20 protein-coding genes are annotated in these 19,841 nt (G+C 59.5%); 13 read left to right on the top strand and 7 right to left on the bottom strand.

Annotated elements, in window-relative coordinates; translation table 11 throughout:
- Positions 1-17: 17 nt before the first annotated feature.
- The 4 genes from R0125_RS16530 to R0125_RS16515 all read left to right on the top strand — a co-directional run bounded on the left by R0125_RS16530 (position 18) and on the right by R0125_RS16515 (position 3,779).
- Positions 18-458, top strand: coding sequence for a VOC family protein (locus R0125_RS16530; protein WP_317238855.1), 441 nt, complete (start codon positions 18-20; stop codon positions 456-458).
- 106 nt (positions 459-564) lie between these two features.
- A complete protein-coding gene (locus tag R0125_RS16525) occupies positions 565-1,971 on the top strand; it encodes a mannose-1-phosphate guanylyltransferase/mannose-6-phosphate isomerase (protein WP_317238854.1) in 1,407 nt (468 codons plus the stop codon).
- A gap of 52 nt (positions 1,972-2,023) precedes the next feature.
- Positions 2,024-3,430, top strand: a complete 1,407-nt coding sequence (locus R0125_RS16520; protein WP_317238853.1) for a hypothetical protein — start codon at positions 2,024-2,026, stop codon at positions 3,428-3,430.
- Entirely contained in the window at positions 3,402-3,779 is a 378-nt protein-coding gene (locus tag R0125_RS16515; RefSeq protein WP_317238852.1) for a hypothetical protein, read from the top strand. Before R0125_RS16520 ends, R0125_RS16515 begins: the two co-directional genes overlap by 29 nt.
- Positions 3,780-3,875: 96 nt before the next feature.
- Here the strand turns inward: R0125_RS16515 and R0125_RS16510 are convergent, their stop codons facing one another.
- Positions 3,876-4,400 carry a cold shock domain-containing protein gene (locus R0125_RS16510; protein ID WP_317238851.1) on the bottom strand — a complete coding sequence of 175 codons (525 nt, stop codon included), beginning with the start codon at positions 4,398-4,400 and terminating at the stop codon, positions 3,876-3,878.
- A 206-nt stretch (positions 4,401-4,606) separates the two neighbouring features.
- On the opposite strand from R0125_RS16510, the gene R0125_RS16505 reads away from it, so the two are divergent.
- Positions 4,607-4,825: a SlyX family protein gene (locus tag R0125_RS16505; protein ID WP_317238850.1), complete on the top strand. Its 219-nt coding sequence runs from the start codon at positions 4,607-4,609 to the stop codon at positions 4,823-4,825.
- Positions 4,826-4,847: 22 nt separating this feature from the next.
- Here the strand turns inward: R0125_RS16505 and dapE are convergent, their stop codons facing one another.
- The 6 genes from dapE to map are packed head-to-tail and all read right to left on the bottom strand — an operon-like array spanning position 4,848 to position 11,998.
- Positions 4,848-5,984: a succinyl-diaminopimelate desuccinylase gene (dapE, locus tag R0125_RS16500; protein WP_317238849.1), complete on the bottom strand. Its 1,137-nt coding sequence runs from the start codon at positions 5,982-5,984 to the stop codon at positions 4,848-4,850.
- The gene (gene dapD, locus R0125_RS16495) at positions 5,971-6,999 is read right to left on the bottom strand and encodes a 2,3,4,5-tetrahydropyridine-2,6-dicarboxylate N-succinyltransferase (protein ID WP_248185347.1); all 1,029 of its coding nucleotides are present in this window, start codon (positions 6,997-6,999) and stop codon (positions 5,971-5,973) included. The genes dapE and dapD overlap by 14 nt, the downstream gene beginning before the upstream one ends.
- A 39-nt stretch (positions 7,000-7,038) precedes the next feature.
- A complete protein-coding gene (locus tag R0125_RS16490) occupies positions 7,039-7,386 on the bottom strand; it encodes an ArsC family reductase (protein WP_248185346.1) in 348 nt (115 codons plus the stop codon).
- Positions 7,383-8,585, bottom strand: coding sequence for a succinyldiaminopimelate transaminase (gene dapC, locus R0125_RS16485; protein WP_317238848.1), 1,203 nt, complete (start codon positions 8,583-8,585; stop codon positions 7,383-7,385). The genes R0125_RS16490 and dapC overlap by 4 nt, the downstream gene beginning before the upstream one ends.
- Positions 8,582-11,227 carry a [protein-PII] uridylyltransferase gene (locus R0125_RS16480; protein WP_317238847.1) on the bottom strand — a complete coding sequence of 882 codons (2,646 nt, stop codon included), beginning with the start codon at positions 11,225-11,227 and terminating at the stop codon, positions 8,582-8,584. The genes dapC and R0125_RS16480 overlap by 4 nt, the downstream gene beginning before the upstream one ends.
- Complete coding sequence (map, locus tag R0125_RS16475) at positions 11,228-11,998, bottom strand: type I methionyl aminopeptidase (RefSeq protein WP_317238846.1); 771 nt, start codon at positions 11,996-11,998, stop codon at positions 11,228-11,230.
- Positions 11,999-12,249: 251 nt separating this feature from the next.
- On the opposite strand from map, the gene rpsB reads away from it, so the two are divergent.
- The 8 genes from rpsB (at position 12,250) to rseP (ending at position 19,801) form a co-directional block, all read left to right on the top strand.
- Positions 12,250-13,002 (top strand): 30S ribosomal protein S2, encoded by a 753-nt coding sequence (gene rpsB, locus R0125_RS16470; protein WP_248185342.1) that lies wholly within the window; start codon positions 12,250-12,252, stop codon positions 13,000-13,002.
- Positions 13,003-13,090: 88 nt separating this feature from the next.
- Positions 13,091-13,960: a translation elongation factor Ts gene (tsf, locus tag R0125_RS16465; RefSeq protein WP_248185341.1), complete on the top strand. Its 870-nt coding sequence runs from the start codon at positions 13,091-13,093 to the stop codon at positions 13,958-13,960.
- 186 nt (positions 13,961-14,146) lie between these two features.
- The gene (pyrH, locus tag R0125_RS16460) at positions 14,147-14,875 is read left to right on the top strand and encodes a UMP kinase (protein WP_317238845.1); all 729 of its coding nucleotides are present in this window, start codon (positions 14,147-14,149) and stop codon (positions 14,873-14,875) included.
- Positions 14,876-14,946: 71 nt separating this feature from the next.
- On the top strand, positions 14,947-15,504 hold the full coding sequence (frr, locus tag R0125_RS16455) for a ribosome recycling factor (RefSeq protein ID WP_248185339.1): 558 nt from the start codon (positions 14,947-14,949) through the stop codon (positions 15,502-15,504).
- A 66-nt stretch (positions 15,505-15,570) separates the two neighbouring features.
- Positions 15,571-16,341 carry a polyprenyl diphosphate synthase gene (gene uppS / locus R0125_RS16450; RefSeq protein WP_317238844.1) on the top strand — a complete coding sequence of 257 codons (771 nt, stop codon included), beginning with the start codon at positions 15,571-15,573 and terminating at the stop codon, positions 16,339-16,341.
- 22 nt (positions 16,342-16,363) lie between these two features.
- The gene (locus R0125_RS16445) at positions 16,364-17,203 is read left to right on the top strand and encodes a phosphatidate cytidylyltransferase (RefSeq protein WP_317238843.1); all 840 of its coding nucleotides are present in this window, start codon (positions 16,364-16,366) and stop codon (positions 17,201-17,203) included.
- Between the two features lie 8 nt (positions 17,204-17,211).
- Complete coding sequence (gene ispC / locus R0125_RS16440; RefSeq protein ID WP_410797727.1) at positions 17,212-18,390, top strand: 1-deoxy-D-xylulose-5-phosphate reductoisomerase; 1,179 nt, start codon at positions 17,212-17,214, stop codon at positions 18,388-18,390.
- Between the two features lie 61 nt (positions 18,391-18,451).
- Entirely contained in the window at positions 18,452-19,801 is a 1,350-nt protein-coding gene (gene rseP / locus R0125_RS16435) for an RIP metalloprotease RseP (protein WP_317238841.1), read from the top strand.
- The last annotated feature ends 40 nt before the right edge of the window (positions 19,802-19,841 follow it).

The raw sequence follows: 19,841 nt of genomic DNA, 5'->3' as shown, positions 1-19,841 counted from the left end.
TACTCAGGAGAATCGACATGCAGTATCTTCATACCATGATCCGGGTCAGCAACCTGGAAGCAACCCTGCACTTTTTCTGCGACCTGCTGGGCATGAAGGAAATCAGCCGTAAAAGCAGCGAGAAGGGTCGCTTCACCTTGGTGTTTCTTGCGGCCCCGGAAGACGAGGCACGGGCCAGGGAAGAGCGGGCGCCGATGATCGAGTTGACCTATAACTGGGACCCGGAGGAGTACAGCGGCGGCCGCAATTTTGGGCACCTGGCGTATCGGGTCGATGATATCTACGGCTTGTGCGAACACCTGCGATCGAACGGTGTCACCATCAATCGACCGCCCCGTGACGGGCATATGGCGTTCATTCGCACCCCCGATGGCATCTCCATCGAGTTGTTGCAGAAAGGTGAGGCGTTGGCACCGCAGGAACCCTGGGCCAGCATGGAAAATACCGGCACCTGGTAAGGCCAGGCGCGGGCCGGCATGAACGGGCTGCAATGGGAAAGCCGGCGGGTTTAGGCTAAAATTTGTAAATTGCTCAATTCTCAACTGGTTAACCAAGGAAGACCCCATGCTCGCAGTGATTCTCTCTGGCGGTTCAGGCACACGTCTCTGGCCGCTCTCGCGGGAGGCTTATCCGAAACAGTTCCTGCCGGTGGTGTCTGACGATTCCCTGCTGGCGGAAACCATCGATCGGGGTCTGGCGCTGGATGGCAGCGCCCGGGTGATGGCCATCACCAATGAGGATCATCGTTTCGTGGTGGCAGCGCAGTTGCACGCCCAGGCGCCGGATCGCTCGGCGGGTATCATACTGGAGCCTGTTGGCCGCAACACGGCACCGGCCATCGCTCTGGCGGCCCTGGCGGCGGCAGAGGAGAATCCGGAAGAACTGTTACTGGTGATGCCGTCGGATCACGTGCTGAAGAACCTCACGGCGTTCCGTGAGGCCGTGGCAAAGGGCGCCGAGGCCGCCCGCGCCGGGAAGCTGGTTACCTTCGGGGTGGTGCCGTCAGCACCCCATACCGGTTACGGATACATCAAGGCGGGGGGCCGGCACAGTGGCTACCAGGATGTGGCCGCTTTCGTGGAAAAGCCCGACGAAGTGACCGCTGAGCGCTATCTGGCCGAGGGCGATTACTTCTGGAACAGCGGTATGTTCCTGTTCCGGGCGGATCGTTACTTGCAGGAACTGGAAGCCCACAACCCGGCCATGCTCAATGCGTGCCGAGACGCCTGGGAACAGAAAACCGCCGATCTCGACTTTACCCGTGTTGGCAAGACCGCCTTCGAGAGCTGCCCGGACGATTCCATCGATTACGCCGTGATGGAAAAAACCCGCGATGCGGTGGTGGTGCCGCTGGATGCCGGCTGGTCTGATGTCGGCTCCTGGTCTGCCCTCTGGGAAATTCAGCCCCAGGACGAGAATGGCAACGTCTGCCGCGGCGATGTGATTACCGAGGACGTATCCGGCTCCTACATTCACTCGGAGGGCCGCCTGATCGCCGCCCTTGGAGTCAGCGATCACGTCATTGTCGAAACCGATGACGTGGTTCTGGTGGCCGATCGCCGCCGGGTTCAGGACGTCAAGAAACTGGTTGCCCAGGTGAAAGCTCAGGGCCGTCTGGAACACCGCTTCCACAAGAAAGTGCACCGTCCCTGGGGCACCTACGAGGGCATTACCATGGGCGAGCGCTTTCAGGTGAAGCGCATTACCGTGAATCCCGGTGCCTCCCTGTCTTTGCAGAAACACCATCATCGGGCCGAGCACTGGGTGGTGGTCAAGGGCACGGCCACGGTGAATCGGGGAGAGGACACCCTGCTGCTGACCGAGGACCAGTCAACCTATATCCCTCTGGGCGTGACTCACCGCCTGACCAACCCCGGTGTGATTCCCCTGGAGCTGATCGAAGTGCAAACCGGCAGCTATCTGGGCGAAGATGACATTGTCCGCTTCGAGGACACTTACAACCGCGTTTAATGAAAGTCGTCCGGCTCAGGATGGGCCGGCCTCACGCATAAGGAGATGCTGAATGGATGACTGGCAGGGATGCCTGAGCCCCCTTTGTCAAACCGCTTTGCAGCGCGCCCGGGACAGCGTTGCCCATCGCGGTGGTTGTGCGATCACCGCTGAAGACTTTCTGTTGGCACTGGTTGAAGACGAGCCCGTAGTTTCCGGCTTCCTCAAAGCCCGGGGTGTCGATCTGGACGAGCTGGTGCGCACCATTCAGTGCGAACAACCCATTGTGACCGAGGTCGGCGGTGAGGGCCTGCTCTCGTCCCAGTTGCTGTACTGGTACGCCTGCGCGCGGGAACTCTCTGATGCGCCCTGGTTGGACTGGCCGCTGTTGATGCGTGCACTCACATTGTCTGCTGAGCGCCTGCAGGAAAAAGCTTACGTGTCGATACTGGAGATGGTTAGCGATTGGCCGTTGTCTGGCTGGAGCGGGCATAGCGAGAGTGCCGCGGGCGATGACCGGGTGCCCGTGGTGGTCAGTGACCTGGGCTGGCTGGCCCTGGCAGAAGACGTGGCGATTACCATGGCGGCATCGCCCTCGGCGCTGATCTGGTTACGGGGTGATCGTGGCACGGGAAAGACTGCTTGGTTGCAGGCGTTATTGCCCTGTCTGGACGCTGGCTACGTCGAGATCGATTTGCGCCGAGAGTCCGAACTGGCCGCCGATGACCACCCGGCGGTTCCGGATAGCCACGTGCCCCGCAGGGACTGGCCGGCGCTGATTCTGGACAATGTGTCGCCGGCGGAGGTGCTGACTCTGGCGGGACGCTGGGATAGTCTGGCGGCTCAGTTGATCCAGGGCTGGCGGGGACCGGTGTTGTTGCTGGGGCCGGGAGCCAGCCGGGGCGCGGAAGCCGTGGCGGAACTGGAACAATGGTTGGGTCGTTCGATGGACCTGTTTGATATGCCGCCCTGCGGATACCTGCAGAAAAAAACGATTCTGACCGCTCATCAGCCTGTCATCGAGAAACAATGGAATGTTTGTTTGTCCGATGGCGTGATTGCCTATGCTGCGGGTTGCCATAGCCAGTCTGTGGGGTCGCCCGGCGGCATGCTGCAATGGGTGGAGCGGGCGGCAGCCCGCCTGAACCTGTTCGCCAGCCGCGGCCCCACTGCGGCTCTGGCGCTGACGGGCCAGGCCGACACCTTGCGCCGGCAAAGCCTGGTGGCGCTGGCGCGCCAGGAACCGATTGCCGAGCTGGAGAGCGATCTGGCCAAAACCGAACTGGAGCGCGCGGCTGCAGAAGTCGTCTGGCACGAGCGCAAGGCCGCAGGAAGCCTCCGGACCCTGACCCTCGACGACCTGCGTCAGGAACTGGAGCGCTGGGTTGCAGCGCGCCCCGGCGCGGTTCACTATGTGGTCCATTGTGATCATGACGTAGGAGAAAAAGCGGGTGAGGGATCTCGAAATATACATTCGTGACCTGAAGTCTCTGGCGGTGTCGGAGTGGTTGTCCAATCACCTGGACCAGCTGGAGCTGGCGGACGGGCTGGAAGACACAAAGGCCATCAAGGGCGTGGGTCAATACCTGAATACAGCGGTCACGGTCAGTCTCTACCCGGGGGCTTTCGGTAAGCGCTTTACCTGTGTGGTGCTGGAAGGGGAATCACTGCCCTGGAACACAGATCTTGAGTGCGCCCGCAGTGCCTGGCGCGCGATGGACACGGAAGTCCGATGCAGCCCCGGAGACTGGAAAGAGGGTGAACCGGTGGAGGACGACAAATGGTGGCGGTTGGACAGCCGTGGTGAGCAGCTTGTGGTGTGGAACTGAGCCGAAGCGCAGATGGTGTGTCAGTGAAACAAGAAAATCAGTGAAATAAAAAAAGGGGCAGCCAAGCGGCCGCCCCTTTTTTGGCGGTGCCCCTGATCAGTCGCTCAGGATCGACACATTGTCAGCCTGCAGGCCCTTGTCCGCTTCAACCACACTGAAGCGAACCAGCTGACCCTGGCGAAGAACGCGGCGGCCGCGACCACGGATGGCGCGGAAGTGCACAAACACCTCGTCACCACTGTCGCGAACGATAAAGCCGAACCCTTTCTTCACGTTAAACCATTTAACGGTGCCTTCCTCGTCGCCTTCCGGGCTGGTGTCGTCGAAGTCGTCTTCGTCGTCATAGTCCTGGTTGGACGGGCGGGACTGGGCAGGACGCGCGGCGCGCTGACCTGACTGTCGCGCGGCGATGGCCACGGTCAGAAAACCGGCAATACCGAACAGCACAACGGCGATGATGTAAGCGGCGATGCCGCGCGTGGCGCCGAGCGCTTCAAGCGTCTGGCCGGCAGCGATCAAACGCAGCGGTTCCGGGGTGAACGACAGCAAAATGGCAAGAATCAACGGTGCAGGGATGGCGATCAGAAGAGCAACAAGGATCGCTTTGGCTGGATTACGCATTGACTGAGATTTCTCCATACTTATTTAACGCTAACGATAAAGAACCGGATATCGGGTAAAATCGCATATCCGGCCGGTGAAAACCGCCAAAATTTCCAAAAATGGACGGGCCTTGGCGGGCAAAAGCGGCATGATACCAGATAACGGTGAGTGCTGACCAAGCAACTGGCCAGTCAGATACATGAATTACAGGGTTAGCGGCACTGATGAGTAACAAAGATCTGGAAGCACGGATGGATGAGCTTGAGACCCGCCTAACGTTTCAGGATGACATCATAAATACCCTCAGCGAGCAGGTTGCCAAACAGGAAATGGACATCCGAGAATTGTGGGAGGCAAAGCGGCAACTGAACAAGCAGTTGAAGGAAGTGTCGCCCTCAAACATCAAGGCGGAGGAAGACGAAGCCCCACCCCCGCATTACTGAGGGCAGGGCTGACGCAAACGCTTCAGGTGAGCAGTTCTTCGAGAATCTGCTCGTAGATGTCGGAAAGGACATCCAGGTCAGCCGCTTTCACGCACTCATCCACCTTGTGAATCGTAGCATTGATGGGGCCAAGCTCGACAACCTGGGCACCGGTCGGCGCAATAAAGCGTCCGTCGGACGTGCCACCGGATGTGGATAGCTCGGTTTCCCGGCCGGTCACCCTGCGAATCGCAGTCTGGCTGGCGGATACCAGTGCACCACGGTCGGTCAGGAACGGGCGGCCACTCAGGTGCCATTGCAGGTCGTACTCGAACCCGAACCGGTCCAGAATGGCCACCACCCGTTCTTCCAGGCTTTCCGCCGTGTTTTCCGTGCAATAGCGGAAGTTGAAATGCACCAGACATTCGCCGGGAATGATGTTGCTGCCGGTGCCCGCTTCCACCTTGGTGATCTGGAAAGTGGTCGGCGGGAAGAAGTCGTTGCCGTTGTCCCAGAACTCCTTCGCCAGAGCGTCCAGCGCCGGCGCCACCGTGTGCACCGGGTTTTCCGCCAGGTGCGGATAGGCGACATGGCCCTGAACACCGCGCACGGTAAGGTACCCGTGCAGTGAGCCGCGTCGTCCGTTCTTGATGACATCACCCACTTCGTGGGTGCTGGAAGGTTCGCCAATCAGGCACCAGTCCATTTTCTCATTTCTGGCTTCGAGGGTTTCAATCACCTTGACGGTACCATCCTGGGCAGGGCCTTCCTCATCGCTGGTGATCAGCAGAGCGATGGAACCGCGGTGATGCGGATGCCTGCCCACAAAACGCTCGCAGGCGGTCACGAAGGCGGCGAGGCTGCCTTTCATGTCCGCGGCGCCACGACCGTAGAGATAGCCATCCTCGACAACCGGCTCGAACGGCGGGTGCGCCCAGTTCTTTTCAGGGCCGGTGGGAACCACATCGGTATGGCCGGCAAACGCCAGCACCGGTCCTTCGGTGCCTTTTCTGGCCCAGAGGTTGTCGGTGGTCCCGAATCGCAGGTGTTCGCCGCCAAATCCGAGCGGCGCGAGCCGTGACATCATCAGCTCCTGACAGCCGGCGTCATCCGGAGTGACAGACTGCCGGCGAATCAGGTCGATGGCGAGATCGAGTGTCGGGGAATTAGTTGTTTGCATGCAGTTCTTCGTTCAGCTCGATCGCGGTTTTGTTGGATTTGCACTCGACGGCACCGGTCTGGCTGTTGCGACGGAACAGCAGGTCTGTGGTGTTGGCCAGATCCCGCGCCTTGATGATCTCCACCAGCTCGTTGTTGTCGTCCAGCAGTGCCACCTTGGTGCCGGCGGTGATGTACAGGCCCGCTTCCACCTTGCAGCGGTCGCCCAGCGGAATGCCGATGCCGGCATTGGCGCCGATCAGGCAATTCTCGCCCACGGAAATGATGATGTTGCCACCGCCGGACAGAGTGCCCATGGTGGAGCAGCCGCCGCCCAGATCGGAACCCTTGCCGACCATAACGCCCGCCGAAATGCGGCCTTCGATCATGCTGGTGCCCTCGGTACCGGCATTGAAGTTGATGAAGCCCTCGTGCATGACCGTTGTGCCTTCGCCCACGTAGGCGCCCAGGCGAACGCGGGCGGTGTCTGCAATCCGCACACCTTTCGGAACCACGTAATCGGTCATCTGGGGGAACTTGTCGACAGACTTTACTTCCAGGGTACGGCCTTCCAGGCGCGCTTTCAGCTGGCGATCGGGCAGTTCGTTCAGATCAATGGCGCCTTCGTTGGTCCAGGCCAGATTCGGCAGCAGGCCAAAGATGCCATCCAGCTTCAGGCCGTGGGGTTTTGCCAGACGGTGAGAGATCAGGTGCAGCTTGAGATACACCTCGGGAGTGCTGGAGGCGGTGTTGTCTGTCTCCAGAATGGTCACGCACACCGGGCGACTGCTGCTGGCGGCTTTCTCGGCCAGGGCTGCCTGGTCGGTCTCGCCGACCTGACGCAGTGCATTGGCGAACTGGCTCAGCTGCTCGGCGTTGACCAGCAAGGCCTGGTTGCCGCCCTGATAATCCAGGCTGTTGCGAGCCACATCAATAAGGCCGTTGTCGGGTGTCATTACCGGCTGCTGATAAAACACTTCCAGCCATTCGCCCTGGTTGTTCTGGCTGCCGATACCGATACCGAATGCAAAGCTCATCTGATGGTTGCTCCTGTGATCTTTAAGAAAGTATGAGGGTTATTCGTGTGAGAAACGGGTGGCCCACTCGCTGGCATTGAACCCGACACTGACGCTTCCCTGGTGCTCGACTACGGGGCGTTTGATGATTGACGGGTTGTCCAGCATGATGTCGCGGGCGGACTGGGCGCTAATGGTATCACGAACCTCATCCGGAAGTTTGCGCCAGGTGGTGCCGCGGCGGTTTACCAGCGCGTCCCAGCCGATCGCGTCTTCCCAGCGGGTCAGGGTGGCGTCATCCAGGCCGTCTTTCTTGAAATCGTGAAATTCGTAGGCCACGCCTTGCTCATCTAGCCACTTTCGGGCCTTTTTCACCGTGTCGCAGTTTTTGATGCCGTAAATCTTCATGCCTGATTTGCCCTAACAAAGTCGACGATCCGTCTGGCCGCCTCAACGCAGTCTTCCAGCGGTGCGACCAGCGCCATGCGCACCCGGTTCTCGCCCGGATTGTGACCATCCACCGTGCGGGACAGGTAACGCCCCGGCAGCACATGAACGTTCTGCTGCGCCGAGAGCTCACGGGCAAAGGTTTCGTCGTCCATCGGGGTTTCGGGCCAGAGGTAAAACCCGGCATCCGGGAAGTCCACGTTCATCACTTCCCGCAGGATGGGCACCACGGCTTCGAATTTCGCCCGGTAGGCGGCGCGGTTCTCCCGCACGTGGTCTTCGTCCTGCCAGGCGGCGATGCTGGCCAGCTGGTTGTGAATCGGCATAGCACAGCCGTGGTAGGTGCGGTATTTCAGATAGCCTTTGAGAATCGCGGCATCGCCGGCCACGAATCCGGAGCGCAACCCGGGCAGGTTGCTGCGCTTGGACAGGCTGTGGAACACCACGCAACGGGCGTAGTCGTCGCGCCCCATGGCAGCGCAGGTTTGCAGCAGCCCCTCCGGCGGATGAGTCTCGTCCGGGTACAGTTCGGAGTAGCATTCGTCTGACGCCACAATAAAGTCGTAGCGGTCGGCAAGCTCGATAACCCGGATCAGGGTCTCTCTCGGCATGATCGCGCCGCTGGGGTTGCCCGGTGAACACAGGAACAATACCTGGCACTCGCGCCAGACAGACTCGGGCACCCGGTCAAAGTCCGGGATAAAGCCGTTGCTACCGTCGCAGGGCAGGTACACCGGCGTTGCGCCCGCGAGGAACGCCGCTCCCTCGTATACCTGATAGAACGGATTCGGGCTGACAACGGTGGCCGGCCCGGACGCATCCACCACGGCCTGAACCAACGAGAAGATGGCCTCGCGGGTACCGTTCACCGGCACGATGTGATCGCTGGCGCTAAGGGTGCCGGGTGCCAGTCTGAAGCGGCGGGTGGCCCAGTTGCTGATGGCTTCGCGCAGCTCATCCAGCCCCTTGGTGGTGGGGTAGTTGGCCAGCTTGTCCAGGTTGTTGGCGATCACCTGCTTCACAAATTCCGGTGACGGGTGCTTGGGTTCACCAATGCCGAGCGAGATGGATCGCAGGTGGTCCGGCGCGGTGATACCGGCTTTCAGCCTGGCCAGCTTTTCGAACGGATAGGGGTGCAGTCGGTCCAGATTGGGGTTCATTGGCTATCGTCCAGCATTGTACGCAGATCTTCCTGCAGGGCCTGGCAGACAGCGGGGTCGCTGATCTGCTCACCTTGCTCGTCGGTGACGAAAAACACGTCTTCCACCCGCTCACCGAGGGTGGCGATCTTGGCGTTGGTCAGTCGCACCCGGTGTTCCAGCAGCACCTGGCCGACGCGGGCCAGCAGGCCGGGGCGATCGGGGGTAATCACTTCAATGACCGTGCGTTGGTTAATGGTGTCGTTTGACAGTGTCACCTCGGTGGGGAAGGCGAAGTGTTTGAGCTGCCGTGGTGTGCGTCGGTGGATGATGTCCGGGTAGTCGTCCGGGTCGTCCAGTTCCTCGATCAGGCGTTTGCGCACACGATCCTTGCGGGCCGGATCTATGCCAAGGGGCTTCCCTTTCTCGTCCAGCACCACGTAGGAGCTGACCGAATAGGGGCTTTCACCGGAGCTGATGCGTGCGTCCACGATGTTCAGGTTCAGTTGTTCCAGCACAGCAGTGGTCGCAGCAAACAACGCAACCCGGTCGCGCATGTAGATGATGATCTGTGAGTAGCCGTCGGTGGGCCCGCCGCGGGTGTCGCGGATCAGCACCAGCGGATCGGGGTTGTCACCGTGGCGGATGATGGCTGCGGTCTGCCAGGCGATATCCACCGTGGAGTCCTGCAGGAAATAGTCCTCATCGAGGGTGTTCCAGATCCCGTCGATCTGCTCATCCGTCATGTTCTGGGCGCGGAGTATCTCCCGCGCCTCGGATTGGGTTGCCTGCACCCACTCCTGGCGGTCCACCGGGGTCTCGGTGCCCCGTCGCAGCGCCCGCTTGGTCTCGATAAACAACTGGCGCAACAGCGATGCGCGCCAGGTATTCCAGAGCTTGGGGTTGGTGGCGCTGATGTCGCACACCGTCAGGACATAAAGATAATCCAGGTGCGCCTGGCTCGGCACCGCCTGAGCAAACGCGTGGATGATGTCGGGATCGGAAATGTCCTTCCGCTGCGCGGTCATGGACATCAGCAGGTGGTTTTCCACCAGCCAGGAAATCAGCTGGGTATCCCGGGCGCTCAGATGGTGCCGCTCGCAGAAGTTTTCTGCATCAATCGCTCCCAGCTCCGAATGATCGCCCCCGCGGCCTTTGGCAACGTCGTGGTAAAGGCCCGCGATAAACAGAGTTTCCAGCTTCGGCAGTCGATGAATAAGGCGTGAGGCCAGCGGGTATTCGGTTCGGGCTTCCGGGCTGGTCAGTCGCACCATGTTGCGTATCACCCGCATGGTGTGGGCATCTACCGTATAAATATGGAACAGATCGTGTTGCATTTGCCCGATGATCTGCCCGAACTCCGGAAGATAACGGCCCAGCACGTTGTATTTTTTCATCGCAGACAACGTCTGATCCAGGGCGTGGGGCGTCCGCAACAGTTCCATAAACAGGGAGGTGACCGCCAGGTCCCCGCGAAAAGCATCGTCAATCAGGTGCCGGTGCGCTCGCAGTGATCGAATGGTGGTGGCGCGTATACCCTTGATCTCCGGGTGCTGGGCCATCAGCACGAAGATTTCCATGATGGAGTAAGGGGCGTAGGCAAACACCTGGTTGTTCACTGCCTCTATATAGAGGTTGCGGACCTGGAAACGCTTGTTCAGCGGCTGGATGTCGCCGGCTTCGCCGGCGCCGAGAATGGCTTCGTCGTAGTATTGCAGAATCACGTCGGCCAGCTCAGCCAGTGCCAGTACCGTGCGGTAGTAGGACTGCATCATCAGTTCCACGCCCAGGCGCTTACCCTCGTCTTTATAGCCGAGCATTTCCGCCAACGCCCGCTGGTGATCGAACAACAGGCGGTTCTCGTTGCGATCGGCGATCAGTTGGAGACCAAAGCGCAGGCGCCAGAGGAAGGATTCGCCCTGGAACAGAATCTGGTGCTCTTCTTCGGTGAGTATGGAGAAGCGCGTCAGGTCGGCGATGTTCTGCAGTCCGAAGTGCCGCTTGGTAATCCAGCCAATGGTCTGGATGTCCCGCAATGCACCGGGGGAGCCTTTTACGTTGGGCTCCAGGTTGTACTCGGTGTCGCCGTACTTCTGGTGCCGCTGCTGCTGTTCTTGCCGTTTGGCGATGAAGTAATCGCGATCGGAGCTGACATCGTCGGAGTAAACTTCCTCGCTGAGGATCTCCCTCAACTCGTCTGGCCCGGCGATGGTCCGCGTCTCCAGCAGGTTGGTCAGAATGGTGATGTCTTCGCGGGCAGCCGCCTTGTTCTCGTCAATGCTGCGTACGCTGTGGCCGATGTCGAGCTTCAGGTCCCACAACAGCGTAATAAAGGCGCCGAGATCCTCCTGCCACTCCTTGCGGATGCCGCTGCGGGTCAGGATCAGCAAATCGATGTCGGAGTGGGGATGGAGCTCGCCGCGGCCGTAGCCGCCGACCGCAATCAGCGATATGTCCGAGGAGGCGGCAAACGGGTACCGGTTCCAGATCAGGCGCAGTACGGTGTCGACGGTGTCGGCTCTGGAATGGACCAGGGAGCGCACGTCGGCCCCCTGGCGAAAAGCTTCCGCATCGGCATTATATCGCTCCCGCAGCAGCTCGCGGGCCGCACTAACCGGGGAAGTGTCGTTGCTTATGCGGGATTCCAGCTCGCTTCGGTTCACCTAGAGAGACTCTTCCGTGCGCTTCGTGAGCACCTCGTACCCGTCAGCGGTCACCAGAATGGTGTGTTCCCACTGGGCGGAAAGCTTGTGATCCTTGGTGACTACGGTCCAGCCGTCCGGAAGCAGCTTGGTGTGGTACTTGCCCTGATTGATCATCGGCTCAATGGTGAACGTCATGCCTTCCTGCAGCTCCATGCCGGTGCCCGGTTTGCCGTAATGCATCACTTGCGGCTCTTCGTGGAACACCTTGCCGATACCGTGGCCACAGTAGTCGCGAACCACTGAATAGCGATGCTTCTCTGCGTGCTGCTGGATGACGTGGCCGATATCCCCCAGCCGGGTGCCGGGCCTGACCAGTTCGATGCCTTTATAGAGGCACTCCTGGGTGATGTCGATGAGCCGCTCTGTACCCGGCTTCGGTTTCCCCACAACGAACATCTTGCTGGTATCGCCGTGATATTCGTCCTTGATGACAGTGACGTCAATGTTGAGGATGTCGCCGTCCTTCAATACTTTCTTTTCTGAGGGAATGCCGTGGCAGATCACGTGGTTGACCGACGTGCACACGGATTTCGGAAAACCCTTGTAGTTCAGGGGGGCCGGAATCGCTTTCTGCACGTTCACGATGTGGTCGTGGCAAATGCGGTCGAGCTCCTCGGTGCTGACGCCGGGCTTCACATGCTCCCCGATCATCTCGAGAACCTCGGCGGCCAACCGGCCGGCGACGCGCATTTTTTCGATTTCTTCCGGAGTTTTGATCGATACCTGCATTGGGCTTCCCATTGGTGTACATCAGACCGGCATTTTAAGGGGGACGAGGGCCGGGTACAAGGAAGCGTGCAGGCAAAAATAATGGCGTGGCCTTGGCGTTTTATGGTATAAACGCGCCCGCTGGAAACGAATCCAGCAAATTCACACACGTGTCGACACGTTGTCCCAGGGTGCCAGCTCCTGCTTATAAGGAGGTTGGTTGGGTCAATCGGATGCGTGGAGGACTAACCCGAAGCTAAAAGGTAAATATCATGGCTCAGGTAAATATGCGTGACCTGCTCAAGGCAGGTGCTCACTTCGGTCACCAGACCCGTTACTGGAACCCGAAAATGTCGAAGTTCATCTTCGGCGCCCGTAACAAGATTCACATCATCAACCTGGAACAGACCGTTCCTGCCATGAACGACGCGCTCAAGTTCGTTCAGCAACTGGCAGAGAGCAAGAACAAGGTACTGTTCGTGGGCACCAAGCGCGCCGCGGCGAAAATCATCAAGGAAGAAGCCGAGCGCTCCGGTCAGCCGTTTGTAAACCACCGCTGGTTGGGTGGCATGCTGACCAACTACAAAACCATCCGTCAGTCGATCCGTCGCTACCGTGACCTGGAAGCCCAGAGTCAGGACGGCACCTTTGACAAGCTGACCAAGAAAGAAGCCCTCGAGCGCACCCGTGAGATGGACAAGCTTGAGCGTTCAATCGGTGGTATCAAGGACATGGGTGGCCTGCCGGACGCACTGTTCGTAATCGACGTGGACCACGAGCGCATTGCCATCAAGGAAGCCAACAAGCTGGGCATCCCTGTTATCGGTGTTGTTGATACCAACAGCGATCCCGACGGTGTTGACTACGTTATCCCGGGCAACGATGACGCCATTCGCGCTATCCAGATCTACGTGAAGGCTGTTGCTGACACCTGCATCGACGCAGCCCAGGCTGGCGGTGCCGGCGCTGACGAGTTTGTTGAAGTCAGTGAAGACACTGAAGGCGCTGCTCCCGCTGCTGAGTAAGCTTTCCCTTCAGATGTGAGATGTTGGGCAGGCCCGGTTTTGTGACCAGGCCTGTCTTCCCACCGAATTCGGAACAAGAGGATTGAACATGGCTGCAATTACCGCTGCAATGGTCAAAGAGCTGCGTGAGCGCACCGGCCTTGGCATGATGGAGTGCAAAAAAGCACTGGTTGAAGCTGAAGGCAGTGTTGACGCTGCCATTGAAGAGCTGCGCAAGTCTTCTGGCCTCAAAGCCGCCAAGAAAGCCGGCCGTACCGCCGCTGAAGGCGTGTCTCTGGTCAAGATTTCCGACGACAACACCGTTGCTTACATCCTGGAAGTGAACTCCGAGACGGACTTTGTTGCCCGTGACGACAACTTCCTGAACTTTTCGAACGACGTGCTGAACGTGGCGTTCGAAAAAGGCGAAACCGATGTTGCCAAGCTGATGGAAGGCGATCTGGAAGGCAAGCGTGAAGCGCTGGTTCAGAAGATCGGCGAAAACATCACTGTTCGTCGTCTGGTGAAAGTGGAAGGCCCGGTTGTAGGTGGCTATGTTCACAGCACCAATAAGATTGCCTGCGTTGTGGCCCTGACCGCCGGCGACTCTGAAGTAGCCCGTGACGTCGCCATGCACGCTGCCGCGGTCAACCCGCGCGTTGGCAAGCCGGAAGAGATGCCTGCTGAAGAGCTCGAGAAAGAGAAAGAGGTCATCAAGGCCCAGCCGGATATGGAAGGCAAACCTGCCGAAATCGTCGAGAAGATGATGGGCGGCCGTATCAAGAAGTTCCTCAAGGAAAACAGCCTTGTTGAGCAGCCTTTCGTAAAAAATCCGGACCAGACTGTGGGTGAACTGATCAAGTCCGCCGGTGGCGAACTGGTCGGCTTTGTTCGCCTGGAAGTGGGTGAAGGCATTGAACGGGAAGAAGTGGACTTCGCCGCCGAGGTTGCAGCAGCAGCCGGCACCGGCAAGGCCTGATCTTTCTGAAAGGCGCTGCAGACCCGGTTTGCAGCGCCACCTGAGTCTGCCACGTTAGTTGGGGAAACCCGGCTCTCGTGGCGGGCTTGTATCTGAGATACCCCTTTTCAGAGAGGGGTATGTCATATACAAGCCTGCGAAGCTTGTCGCGCCAGATAGCAGCCAACAGACGAAAAGGGGATCACCATGCCGACTTCATCCAAAACCCAGCCCAGATACAAGCGTGTTCTGCTCAAGCTCAGTGGCGAGGCCCTGATGGGCGAGCACGATTTCGGCATTGATCCCAAAGTTCTTGATCGCATGGCGCTGGAAATCGGTGCTCTGATCGGCATTGGCGTTCAGGTGGGCCTGGTGATCGGCGGTGGCAATCTGTTCCGCGGCGCGGCTCTGAACGCCGCCGGCATGGACCGGGTAACCGGCGACCACATGGGCATGTTGGCGACGGTTATGAACGGTCTGGCCATGCGGGATGCGCTCGAGCGCTCCAACATACGCACGCGTGTCATGTCGGCCATTCCCATGAGCGGCATCGTTGAGCATTATGATCGCCGCCGCGCAGTGCGCGATCTGAAAGACGGCGACGTGGTGATTTTCTGTGCCGGTACCGGCAACCCCTTCTTCACCACGGATTCGGCGGCGTGTTTGCGTGGCATTGAAATTGAGGCCGATGCGGTACTGAAAGCCACGAAGGTGGACGGCGTCTATTCTGCGGACCCCCATCTCGATTCGACCGCAGAGAAATACGATAACCTGACTTACGATCAGGTGCTGGACAAGAAACTCGGCGTGATGGACCTGACCGCCATCTGTCTGGCCCGTGATCACGGCATGCCGCTGCGGGTGTTCGACATGAATCGCGCAGGCGCGCTGATCCGCATCGTGACCGGCGAAAAAGAAGGTACACTGATCGAATAACGTGGTTGACGGCCCGCACAGAAGCGAGCCGGAAAACGGACTGACCTGTAACACGAATTGAGGATGCTCCAGTGATTGACGACATCAAATCTGATGCTGATAACAAGATGAAGAAGAGCCTTGAGGCTCTGCACTCGGCATTTAACAAGATCCGCACCGGCCGCGCCCATCCGGCCATTCTCGACAGCGTTCTGGTGAATTACTATGGCCAGGAAACACCGCTCAAGCAGGTTGCCAGCGTGAACGTGGAAGACAATCGCACGCTGACCGTTGCCCCCTGGGAAAAGAACCTGCTGCAGGTGATCGAGAAGGCCATCATGACCTCGGACCTGGGCTTGAATCCGGCGAACAACGGCGACGTTATCCGTGTGCCTATGCCGATGCTGACTGAAGAAACCCGTAAGGAAATGGTCAAGCAGGCGAAAGCCGACGCCGAACATGGTCGGGTCTCTATCCGTAACGCGCGTCGCGATGCAAACACCATGCTGAAGGACCTGCTGAAGGAAAAGGACATCAATGAAGACGAAGAGCGCAAAGGCGAAGACGACATCCAGAAACTGACGGATCGCTACATCGCCGAAGTCGAAAAGATGCTCAAAGCGAAAGAAGAGGACCTGATGGCCGTTTGATCGGCCGGGTCTGCTTCGAATGAAACGATCAGCCGGCACTGCGTTGCTGGTTGAGCAGGGGACTTCATGACGGAAACTGTATCCGCAGAAATTCCGGTGTCGGCCGATAGCCGGCCCCGGCATGTGGCCATTATCATGGATGGTAACAACCGCTGGGCGAAGGCTCGGCGGCTGAAGGGGGTCGCTGGTCACAAGGCCGGCGTGAATGCGGTCAAGGCAGTCGTGGAAACCTGCGCGCGCGAGGGTGTGGAGGTGCTGACCCTGTTCGCGTTCTCGAGCGAGAACTGGCGGCGGCCGCAAGACGAAGTTTCTGCTTTGATGCGCCTGTTTCTTTTCGCGCTCGAGCGGGAAGTCAAGAAGCTGCATCGCAACAACATCCGCCTGCGCATCATCGGTGACCGCTCAGCTTTCAGCCCGACACTCCAGGAACACATGGAAAAGGCCGAAGAGCTGACCCGCCACAATACGCTGATGACCCTGGTTATTGCTGCCAATTACGGGGGGCATTGGGACATCACCCAAGCCACCCGTAAGGTTGCTGACATGGTACAGGCCGGGCAGATCGAGCCGTCGGATATCACTGACAGCCTGATTCAGCAGCACCTGTCCATTGGCGATCTGCCGATGCCGGACCTTATGATCCGTACCGCTGGAGAACAGCGGATCAGCAACTTCATGCTCTGGCACCTGGCGTACACCGAACTCTATTTCTCGCCGGTATACTGGCCCGATTTTCTGGAAGATGAAATGCGGGGGGCGCTGCGGGCCTATGCCTGTCGCCAACGGCGGTTCGGGCAGACGGACGACCAGATCGCCGCTCGCCAGCCGGAACAATAACGACAAGACAGCGAACTCTATTGTGCTAAAAACCAGAATTATTACCGCGCTTATTCTTGCCCCTATTGCCATCGGCGGCATCTTTTTCCTGCCCCCGCTCGGCTTTGCGCTGTTTACCGGCGCCATCATTACCATTGGTGCCTGGGAGTGGGCGAACATGTCCGGACTGACGTCGCAGGGCAGTCGCGTGGGTTATGCGGCGGTTGTTGCTGCCGTCATGTTCGGCCTGTTGAATGTGCCAGCGGTGGCGGTGCTGTGGCTGGCCCTCGGTTGGTGGCTGGTCTGCTTCCTGATGGTCAGGCGCTACCCGGCCGGTTCGGATCGCTGGGGCGGCGTGCCGGTGAGAGCTTTGATGGGCTTGCTGGTGTTGGTGCCAGCCTGGGTGGGTCTCAACCATTTGCGCACAGGTTCGCTGCAGTTCGGTGACGTTGCCAACAATCTTCTGGTGATTCTTTACGTGTTCTGTGTCGTGTGGGTGGCGGATATCGGCGCTTACTTTGCCGGCAGGGCGTTCGGCAAAGCCAAGCTGGCGCCTCGGGTCAGTCCGGGCAAGTCCTGGGCCGGAGTCTGGGGCGGTCTCGCCGCCGTGGCCGTGTTCGCGGTGGTGGTCAGTCAGGCGGCCTCTGCGCCCCTTGAACAGACTCTGTTGCTGGTAATTGCCAGCCTGGTTACCGGCTTCGTGTCGGTACTCGGCGACCTTCTTGAAAGCATGCTCAAGCGCTTCCGTGGCATTAAGGACAGCAGCCAGTTGCTGCCCGGACATGGCGGTATCATGGACCGCATTGACAGCCTGACCGCTGCCATCCCGGTGTTCGCGCTGATTATCACCCAGCTGGGCTGGCTGACGACGGGGCAGTGGTGAGCATCGTCATGCGCCATGTCACCATCCTCGGGGCGACCGGGTCGATTGGTCTCAACACCCTGGACGTGATCCGCCGGCATCCGGACCGTTTCCGCGTGTATGGACTGGCAGCCAATATCCGGGTAGAGGAAATGGCTGAGTTGTGTCGGGAATTCCGTCCACAGCGTGCGGTGATGGCCGATGCGGACGCCGCCGAGACTCTTGCTCAGCGTTTGTCAGATCTACCGGAAATCACCGTGCTTCAGGGCGAGGTGGGGTTGTGTGAGGTGGCGGCGGCAGAAAGCGTCGATACGGTGATGGCCGCGATTGTCGGCGCAGCCGGATTGCCGCCGACACTGGCTGCTGTGCGCGCCGGCAAGCGGGTTCTGCTGGCCAATAAGGAAGCATTGGTGATGTCCGGCCAACTGTTTATGGACGCCGTGACCGCGTCCGGTGCCGAACTGCTGCCCATCGACAGTGAGCACAATGCCATTTTCCAGTGCATGCCGGCAGACCGTGTGCGTGATCCACGGGGCGCGGGCATTACCCGAATTCTGCTGACGGCCTCCGGTGGGCCTTTTCGCAGCCACTCCAATGAGGACCTCAAAACGGTCTCTCCAGCCCAGGCGTGTGCGCATCCGAACTGGTCCATGGGCCAGAAAATTTCGGTGGATTCCGCCACGCTGATGAACAAGGGGCTGGAGCTGATTGAGGCGTGCTGGCTGTTCAATACTGATCCGTCGCGGATCGAGGTGCACGTTCACCCTGAAAGCATCATCCACTCCATGGTGGAGTACGCTGACGGTTCTGTGCTGGCGCAGCTGGGCAGCCCTGACATGCGAACCCCCATCGCCAATGGCCTGGCCTGGCCGGAGCGGATTGATGCCGGTGTGGCTCCGCTGGATCTGTTTGCCATTGGCCGCTTCCATTTCGAGCGGCCGGACCTTCACCGTTTTCCGTGTCTGCGGCTTGCAGCGGAAGCTTTCCACGCTGGTGGAACGGCGCCCGCGGTGCTGAATGCCGCCAACGAAGAGGCGGTGGCGGCTTTTCTCGCGGGCGACCTTGGTTTCACCGATATCCCCGTTATCATAGAGCGCACACTGGCCGCGACCGAGGTGGTAGCTGGCAGCAGCTTTGAGATCATCTTTGCCAAGGACGCCGAGGCTCGCCGGTTTGCGCGGGAACAGATAGAGCGGCTGGCTGTCTGATGTATCCCCGGCGCCATTCGTTTGGTAGTTGGCCTGACCTGAAAATAATACCGAGAGCACTATGCACATAGTACAAACCATATTGGCGCTGGCTCTGACCCTGGGTATCCTGGTGACCCTCCACGAGTACGGTCATTTCTGGGTGGCCCGTCGTTGCGGTGTAAAGGTGCTGCGTTTTTCCGTGGGCTTCGGTAAGCCTCTGTTTTCCTGGTATGACCGCCACGGCACTGAGTTTGCGATCGCCGCCATTCCGTTGGGTGGCTATGTCAAAATGCTGGATGAGCGTGAGGGGCCGGTGCCTGACGAGCTCAGGGATCAGGCCTTCAACTCCAAACCGCCTTCCCGCCGGATTGCGATCGCCGCCGCCGGCCCTGTTGCCAACTTCCTGTTTGCCATTTTCGCGTACTGGTTGCTGAGCGTGGTGGGTTTCACCACGGTTGCGCCCATCGTCGGCGATGTGACGCCGGACAGCATTGCCGAGCGCATGGGTCTGGCCGAGGGCATGGAAATCCATGAAGTGGATGGGCATCGGGTCACGTCGTGGCGTGATATCAATATGCGGCTGTTGGAAAGGGCGGGCGAACACAGTAACGTGGTGGTCGCTGTCAGTGACGAGGGTCGGCGGGACAAATTGAGCACGACCCTGGATGGATGGCGCCTGCGGGACGATAATCCTGATCCGCTGGGTGAGTTCGGTGTGCAGCCCTGGCGCCCGGATATTCCGGCCGTGCTCGGTGAGATCGCCGGTGGTGGCCGCGCGGAAGCTGCAGGCCTGCAGCCGGACGATCGGATAATGGCCGTTGGCGGCGAGCCCGTGGCGAACTGGTTCGAGCTGGTGGAGGTGATCCGTAACTCGCCGGAGCAGACGCTGGACATCTCGCTGGAGCGGGGTGGTGAAATCATCAACGTGTCGGTCACACCGGAATCCCGAACCTCGGACGCCGGCCAGAACATCGGTTTCGTGGGGGCCGGCGTGGCCCAGGTGTCGTGGCCGGACGAGGTGCTCCGGGACGTTCAGTTCGGCCCGCTAGCGGCGATACCCAATGCCGTAAGTGAGACCTGGGCGGATACCCGCCTGACGCTGGTGGCGATCAAGAAAATGGTGACCGGGCTGTTATCCCCGACCAATCTCAGTGGCCCGATCACCATTGCGAGGGTGGCCGAGGCGAGTGTCAGCTCCGGGTTTGAAGACTTTATCCGCTTCCTAGCTTACCTGAGTGTGAGCCTGGGTGTGCTGAACCTGTTGCCGGTGCCGGTGCTGGATGGTGGACACATCGTGTATTACACCATCGAGGCGATTCGCCGGAAGCCGCTTTCCGAACAGGTTCAGGCGCTTGGATTACGAATTGGTATGGCATTGATTCTCACATTAATGGTGTTTGCTCTTTACAACGACCTGATGCGGTTGTGAGAATTGCGGGCTCCTTACGCGCATTAACAGGCGAAATGAC

The sequence above is a fragment of the Marinobacter sp. M-5 genome (assembly GCF_032911545.1).
Lineage (GTDB): Bacteria > Pseudomonadota > Gammaproteobacteria > Pseudomonadales > Oleiphilaceae > Marinobacter > Marinobacter goseongensis.
The sequence above is the reverse complement of the archived record's forward strand: the minus strand, read 5'-3'. Positions and strand labels throughout refer to the sequence as shown.

What these genes read in the sequence shown, in the direction of transcription:
- dapD (WP_248185347.1), bottom strand. Translation starts at nt 6,999, where the DNA reads ATGAGCTTTGCATTCGGTATCGGTATCGGCAGCCAGAACAACCAGGGC.
- R0125_RS16490 (WP_248185346.1), bottom strand. Translation starts at nt 7,386, where the DNA reads ATGAAGATTTACGGCATCAAAAACTGCGACACGGTGAAAAAGGCCCGA.
- R0125_RS16530 (WP_317238855.1), top strand. Translation starts at nt 18, where the DNA reads ATGCAGTATCTTCATACCATGATCCGGGTCAGCAACCTGGAAGCAACC.
- rseP (WP_317238841.1), top strand. Translation starts at nt 18,452, where the DNA reads ATGCACATAGTACAAACCATATTGGCGCTGGCTCTGACCCTGGGTATC.
- R0125_RS16525 (WP_317238854.1), top strand. Translation starts at nt 565, where the DNA reads ATGCTCGCAGTGATTCTCTCTGGCGGTTCAGGCACACGTCTCTGGCCG.
- tsf (WP_248185341.1), top strand. Translation starts at nt 13,091, where the DNA reads ATGGCTGCAATTACCGCTGCAATGGTCAAAGAGCTGCGTGAGCGCACC.
- R0125_RS16505 (WP_317238850.1), top strand. Translation starts at nt 4,607, where the DNA reads ATGAGTAACAAAGATCTGGAAGCACGGATGGATGAGCTTGAGACCCGC.
- map (WP_317238846.1), bottom strand. Translation starts at nt 11,998, where the DNA reads ATGCAGGTATCGATCAAAACTCCGGAAGAAATCGAAAAAATGCGCGTC.
- dapE (WP_317238849.1), bottom strand. Translation starts at nt 5,984, where the DNA reads ATGCAAACAACTAATTCCCCGACACTCGATCTCGCCATCGACCTGATT.
- rpsB (WP_248185342.1), top strand. Translation starts at nt 12,250, where the DNA reads ATGGCTCAGGTAAATATGCGTGACCTGCTCAAGGCAGGTGCTCACTTC.
- uppS (WP_317238844.1), top strand. Translation starts at nt 15,571, where the DNA reads ATGACGGAAACTGTATCCGCAGAAATTCCGGTGTCGGCCGATAGCCGG.
- R0125_RS16520 (WP_317238853.1), top strand. Translation starts at nt 2,024, where the DNA reads ATGGATGACTGGCAGGGATGCCTGAGCCCCCTTTGTCAAACCGCTTTG.
- R0125_RS16510 (WP_317238851.1), bottom strand. Translation starts at nt 4,400, where the DNA reads ATGCGTAATCCAGCCAAAGCGATCCTTGTTGCTCTTCTGATCGCCATC.
- dapC (WP_317238848.1), bottom strand. Translation starts at nt 8,585, where the DNA reads ATGAACCCCAATCTGGACCGACTGCACCCCTATCCGTTCGAAAAGCTG.
- pyrH (WP_317238845.1), top strand. Translation starts at nt 14,147, where the DNA reads ATGCCGACTTCATCCAAAACCCAGCCCAGATACAAGCGTGTTCTGCTC.
- ispC (WP_410797727.1), top strand. Translation starts at nt 17,212, where the DNA reads ATGCGCCATGTCACCATCCTCGGGGCGACCGGGTCGATTGGTCTCAAC.